Consider the following 5,715-nt stretch of genomic DNA (forward strand, 5'->3'; position numbering starts at 1 on the left):
ACCGTAAGTGCACGATGCCGAACAGCGCAGCGCAGCCAATGCGCGGCAGTCGGCCGAGGTAACGGTGCCCGCGCGGCGGACGCTTCGGCAGCAACGGCTGCACCCGTTCCCGCTGGATTTCAGACACCAGCTCCACGAAACGCTCGGACAAAATTTCCTCGGTCAAGCATCGAAGCTGCGACGGGGATGGGGACCATGCAACTGATAATGAAACTAGCTGTTAGACGAGACGGAGAAAGCTCAGCGCCATTCTCGCTGGCCAACTCTAAATTGTCATCCCGGACCACAGCTTTGATCGATATGGCTTTTCTCATCTCAACCTGACGTAGGGGTTGACGTAGCATCACGCCTCCACTAGCTGGACATTCCCAGCCGATGACGACTGAAACTGGAGATCTCGCAATGGCGCGTAGAACTAGGAAGATGCTAGTCGGGGCAGTAACTCTAGCGGCGGCGATGACGGTCGCTACGCCTGCCTCCGCGGGTTATGAAGTTTACCGGCAGTGCGCTGCTGATGCAGGTATCACGGGCTCGACGAACAATCCCACCTCCATCACCTTCCTGTCCACCGCCGGGCCCGCTCACTGTGGAACTTTGGGGCTTCGCTCCGCCTACGTCCACGTGGGTGGTGAAAGCTGGACGAGCTGGAGGTACAGCGCATACCCCGGATACAATGTACGCCATGACATCAAGAATTCCGTGAGGTCTGAACACACATCGTCCATCGGCTCCGTCAGGTTCACATCGTACCGGTAACGAGAGGGAGGCAGCAGCGTGAGGCTGCGAGGTGGTGCGCTAGTTCTCGCGCTGCTGCTTGCCGGATGCTCTTCAAGCGGCGAGCAGTCGGACATTGCAGAATACGATACATTAACGGGTGTTGATTTATCCAAGGCTTCAGCGGCCCAAGCTGAAGATATGGGCGACCACGAGGCGACGGCGGAAGAATACCAAGCGGGCTTCCAGCGCTTCAGAGAGTGCTTGAGTGCGGCAGGATTCGAACTGACGGATGTCGACCTTTCTGGCCCCGTCTACGATTTTGGAGTACCGGATGCGGCAGTGCAAGCCGGTGCCGACGCACGGTGCTATGAATCTGAGTTTTACTACGTGGACATGTTGTGGCAGACCTCCGACGAAATTCAAGACTCGTCCGAGACTGCAAAATTTGTGCATGATTGCCTGCGGCGAAATAATGTCGAACCGGAAGATACTCTCCAAGAAATGGGTGAGCAATTGCGTGAGGCGGGCATCGAGCCGCCTGAGTGTCTCCGATGACTCTTCTTCATAATAATCGGCCCGCGCCTGACAAATCGCCCAAAAAGTTGGGATTGAGGCAAAGGGCAAGCAATTCTCGCTTAGCACTATGGGCGCCCTTGGCGTTGTTGTTGGCGTTGTGGGCAGTACCGGTGCTTGCGCTGGTAATAACGGCTCCAGCGGCTGGTATTCGAGAAGCCGCGAGTGTCGCCCCGACTTTGCCGTCGGTAGTGACAGTGGGGAGTCAGTCCACGGATTACCGGACCTCTGTCACGGTGTCTGTCGAGCTTCAACAGATTGGGCAGGCCCGTACCGCGGTATCCGGTCTGTTGACATCGATATCTAATCTAGAGGGACCAGTACAGGCGGGACAAGAACTGTTTTCCGTTAACGGAGTTCCCGTCTTGGCACAACCTGGCAGCGCCCCTCTGCATAGAGAACTTCGACAAGGTGATCGTGGCAGTGATGTCAGCGTTCTTCGTCGGTTCCTCGGAGACGCAGGAATGCTGCGACAGGAAGTTTCCGGAGACATTTATGACCGCGGCATGCAAGTGGCAGTAGTCACGCTCCAGGAAAAAATTGGAGTGCTTCCCGACGGTGTTTTCCGCCCCGCGTATGTCGCCTTCGTGCCCCAACTTGCGGGCGCACTCGGAAAGCCGCTGGTTCCGCTTGGCGCCACCGTGGACGCCGGCGAAGCCGTCATAAGCCTCACGCCAGTCGCGGCGGGAATTAGATTTAACCCGACTAGCGCCAGCAGCGACTTATCTAACCTCCGAGGCAAGCCGCTCACCTTGAATTTTGGAGACATGCGAATCCCAGTTTCAAGTTTCGACCCAAGTCGCGAGGAGACAATCGATATTTACGCTGCTCTACTTGAGGCCGTCACCAGGGGAGAGGCTCAGACTACGGCAGGGGAAGTAGATAAGCTCGACACGCCTGCGCAGTACGACGGTGGTTTTCTCAGTCTTGCGGAGCCGCCAGTACGTGGCGTGGTTCCAGGTACAGCAGTTTACGTTACTACTTCAGGAGTGCAGTGCCTGTTTCGACAGGAGAGTGCAAATGACTGGGTCGCTGTGCCTGTGTCTGTTCTAGAGCCGGCAGTGGGCATTCTAGGTGCGGTGTATGTTGGACCCGAACTGATCGATGCGCCCATCGCGCGAGATCCCCTAATCTTGACGGACGATGTGCTTACCGGGTGCCAATGAGCCCGGTACGGGTAGACGTGTTTGATGCTGCAATGCGTTTTGGCACTACCACGGTGTTTTCCGGCTTTTCGGCCGCTTTTCCCGCGGCACGGGTCACCGCACTCGTAGGTCCCTCCGGTAGTGGGAAGTCCACCTTGTTGGCGGTGATGTCGGGTTACCAAACCCTTCACTCTGGCCGCGTGGAGCTGCGCGACGGTCTGGCTGCTGAGCCATTGCCGCCGAATTCTGCACGTGTTGCTTGGGTCCCACAGGGTTCCAACGCATTAGGTCGGCGCAGCGTTCTCGATAATGTCATGATCGCCTCGTTGAGTGCTGGAATGTCGCTCAAGGACGGCCGTGATCAAGCAAAGGATGCGCTTGAACTCGTCGGATTAGGCGCGTTGATGCATCAGCAGGCTCGACGGCTATCTGGCGGGGAGCTGCAACGCACTGCGTTGGCCAGAGCTCTAGCATCGGGTAAACAATTAATCCTCGCGGACGAGCCATCCGCCAATCTTGACGCTGAGAACACTGATTTGATCGCAAAAATTCTCGATGGCCTAACTGCCCGAGCCACTATTATCGTGGCCACGCATGACCCGGTTCTTGTGGCTGCCGCCGCAGGCGCCGTTCATATGCGCCCGGGGGTGCGAATTGCATCGTGATGATTGGCCCTTCGGCCTACTCGTCCGCGAAGCCATACTCAACATATTTGGGCCCGGCTCGCGCATGCTGGTGATTCTTGCCCTGGCAGTTCTCGCTGGTGCGGGGTCTAGCACTTACATCGCCGTACAGAGCCAAGCTGTACGCCAAGAAGTTTTCGACCTGGCTGCCGATGGGCGCAACGTGCTGGTTATTTCAGCTCTGAGCAATGATGCGCCGAGCAGTATCAATCGAGCCTCTTGCGAAAACCTTCATAAGCAACAAGGAGTTGACCATGCTGGAATTTTAGAGTCGGCCGGCGAACTGGACGTTCTGCCGGTTGGTACTCGACTGCCGGCCCAGCGGGCGAGTACGACGTTGTTCCGAGAGCTTACCAATACAGACTTGCTCGTAGGTCGCAATTTATCTGACCGGGTTTCTCGTCAGTTCACCGTACGGTCTGGGCGTGATTTGGCTTCCGCTAAGCACGCTGATCCCCATCCCGAAGACTTAGGCACAAGCTTCAGCGTCACTTTGCCACCGCATCCTAGCCACCCCTCAACCGCACGATGCGTTGTTATTCTCAATGCTTTTTCGGATGCTGATTTAGCTTCATCCATAATTGCTGCCCAACTCAAAGTCACTAAGAACCCGATTTCGGTCACAGAGTTACTCACTGCCACCACTAACCCCGTTGATAACTACCTACAGCGAGTCGATCGCTGGTTTCCCGTACTACTCGGCCTACTCGGCGCCGTCGCTGCAGTAGTTACCACTCGGAGGCGCGCTAGCGAGATTGCCGTTTACCGCATGTCAGGTACTTCTCCTGTGTCGATGATGACCTTGCTGACTCTTGAGACACTGCTCATCACTGGCAGCGCTGCTTTATCCGCTACGGCAGCGGCGCTAACATTGTCCTCCTATTACCTCGACCTTGCAGTACCGATTTTGTGGGGCTGTGTTCTTGCTGGCAGTTGGGCGATTTTTGCTATCGTTGCCTTACTCGACCTAGGAGTGCGCCGCCCCAGCGAACTGGCAAAGGATCGTTAACGCGTTCTGGCATGGGACGCATGAGTGTTTAGCTTGAGGGTGATGTGAATACATTTTTACCCATTGGAAACACAAGCGACCCTTTTCACGAGCGCAAGCCCCAGGCGCGCCTTTCGTCCAGTCGTCGGTGACAGCGGACGCCTGGCCTAATTCGTGTCAGACGATCGTCTCGAGAAAGTCGCCCGAGAAAACGTATTCTATGACTGACGTGCTGGCTCCGTAAATGGCGGCACGATTACCCGTTCGACTGATTGCAATGTGTAGATGCTGAGTTGTCAGCGGAAGGGAGCGCCGATAGACCGTTTCGCGAATGCCGGCTAGTAAGTGTTCTCCGGCTACAGCCAAGTCACCGCCAATTACAATGACAGCAGGGTTCAGCAGGCTGACGCAGGTGCTTAGTACGATGCCCAACGCTCGGCCTGCATCACGGACAGCTGCGATCGCTTGTTCGTCGCCAGCTCGCACCTGGGCGGCGACATCGAAGCCTTGGGTGGCGTGCACGTCTGCGTCAGCGAGTATTGCTGCTATGGCCATTCCGCTAGCTACCGCATCTAGGCATCCGGTATTTCCGCAGCGGCAAGGTATGTTGTCCCGACCGGGCACGATGACGTGGCCAATGCTACCTGCGATGCCCTGAGCTCCACGCATGATGGACCCATCGCTAATGATGCCTGCGTCGATCTGGGTTCCTACTTTGAGAAAAAGCAGGTGATTAGTGGCGGGGTACTCAACGGCACGTTCTCCGAGGGCCATGATGTTGGCGTCGTTGTCCACTAGGACTGGAACAGAAGTAAGTTGTGACTGCAGTTGCCTTTGTACGTCCGTGTCTTGCCAGCCAGACATGGTCGAGGTATTGATCGGTTGACCGGTTGCGTGGTCCACCGGACCTGGTAGGCCCAATCCGACTCCGATCACGTCATCCAAGGAGCAGCCGGCCGCGCCGATAATCCGACGACACGTTGTAGCCACCAGGGGTAAAACAACCTGAGGGCCGTCGCCAAGAATAACGGAAACCCGATCCTCCACGAGGATTTTAGCCGAAAGATCTGTGACGGCCACGTGAGCGTGTCGCTCATCTAAGTTGATGGCTAACACGACGCGCGCAGTCGGGTTAAATGCAAATGTTGTAGAGGGACGGCCTCCTGTGGACATGGCCTTCCCGCTAGGCGCGATTAGTTTGGCGGCTAGGAGCCGATCTACGCGTTCAGCGATCGTCGAGCGCGCTTGTCCAGTCAGCAGTGACAGCTCGGCGCGCGTGCGGGGTTGGCCATCGCGCAGGACTTGAAGGGTGGCGGAGAGGCCGTCGATGGGGGCTTGCACAGGCATATGGAGAGTTAACCACTACTGCAGAGGACGGCCATAGGCGAGTCTCCGTAGCGAGCAGCTGCCTGAACACACCGTCAGCATCGCCTAGGCTGGGTAGAGCACTCCCAAATCTGTGGTGATGCGGGGGCTGAGCCTGGGCGCGTACAGGCCGCTACATTAGTTGCTTACGGGTAGCCATCAGGCACATAGAACCACGACCGCCAAGCGAGCCAACGCCGTGATCGTGGAAAAGCTGGTATCATAGGGCAGCGTCAGGCATTGA

At 57.0% G+C, this 5,715-nt stretch carries 4 protein-coding genes; 3 read left to right on the forward strand and 1 reads right to left on the reverse strand.

The window, feature by feature from the left end:
* Nucleotides 1–774: 774 nt before the first annotated feature.
* From ACRYMN_RS20565 to ACRYMN_RS20575, 3 genes are all read left to right on the forward strand, one after another.
* On the forward strand, nt 775–1,272 hold the full coding sequence (locus ACRYMN_RS20565; protein WP_432499249.1) for a hypothetical protein: 498 nt from the start codon (nt 775–777) through the stop codon (nt 1,270–1,272).
* A 1,216-nt stretch (nt 1,273–2,488) separates the two neighbouring features.
* On the forward strand, nt 2,489–3,100 hold the full coding sequence (locus ACRYMN_RS20570) for an ABC transporter ATP-binding protein (RefSeq protein WP_432499255.1): 612 nt from the start codon (nt 2,489–2,491) through the stop codon (nt 3,098–3,100).
* A complete protein-coding gene (locus ACRYMN_RS20575; RefSeq protein WP_432499251.1) occupies nt 3,030–4,127 on the forward strand; it encodes a hypothetical protein in 1,098 nt (365 codons plus the stop codon). Before ACRYMN_RS20570 ends, ACRYMN_RS20575 begins: the two co-directional genes overlap by 71 nt.
* Nucleotides 4,128–4,283: 156 nt before the next feature.
* On the opposite strand, the gene ACRYMN_RS20580 is transcribed toward ACRYMN_RS20575, so the two are convergent.
* A complete protein-coding gene (locus ACRYMN_RS20580; protein ID WP_432499253.1) occupies nt 4,284–5,453 on the reverse strand; it encodes an ROK family protein in 1,170 nt (389 codons plus the stop codon).
* Between the last annotated feature and the right edge of the window lie 262 nt (nt 5,454–5,715).

Source organism: Kineococcus gypseus (genome assembly GCF_050871305.1).
Taxonomy (GTDB): domain Bacteria; phylum Actinomycetota; class Actinomycetes; order Actinomycetales; family Kineococcaceae; genus Kineococcus; species Kineococcus gypseus.

Coding starts and splice junctions, on each gene's coding strand:
- ACRYMN_RS20575 (WP_432499251.1), top strand. CDS start 3,030: ATGACCCGGTTCTTGTGGCTGCCGCCGCAGGCGCCGTTCATATGCGCC.
- ACRYMN_RS20580 (WP_432499253.1), bottom strand. CDS start 5,453: ATGCCTGTGCAAGCCCCCATCGACGGCCTCTCCGCCACCCTTCAAGTC.
- ACRYMN_RS20570 (WP_432499255.1), top strand. CDS start 2,489: ATGCGTTTTGGCACTACCACGGTGTTTTCCGGCTTTTCGGCCGCTTTT.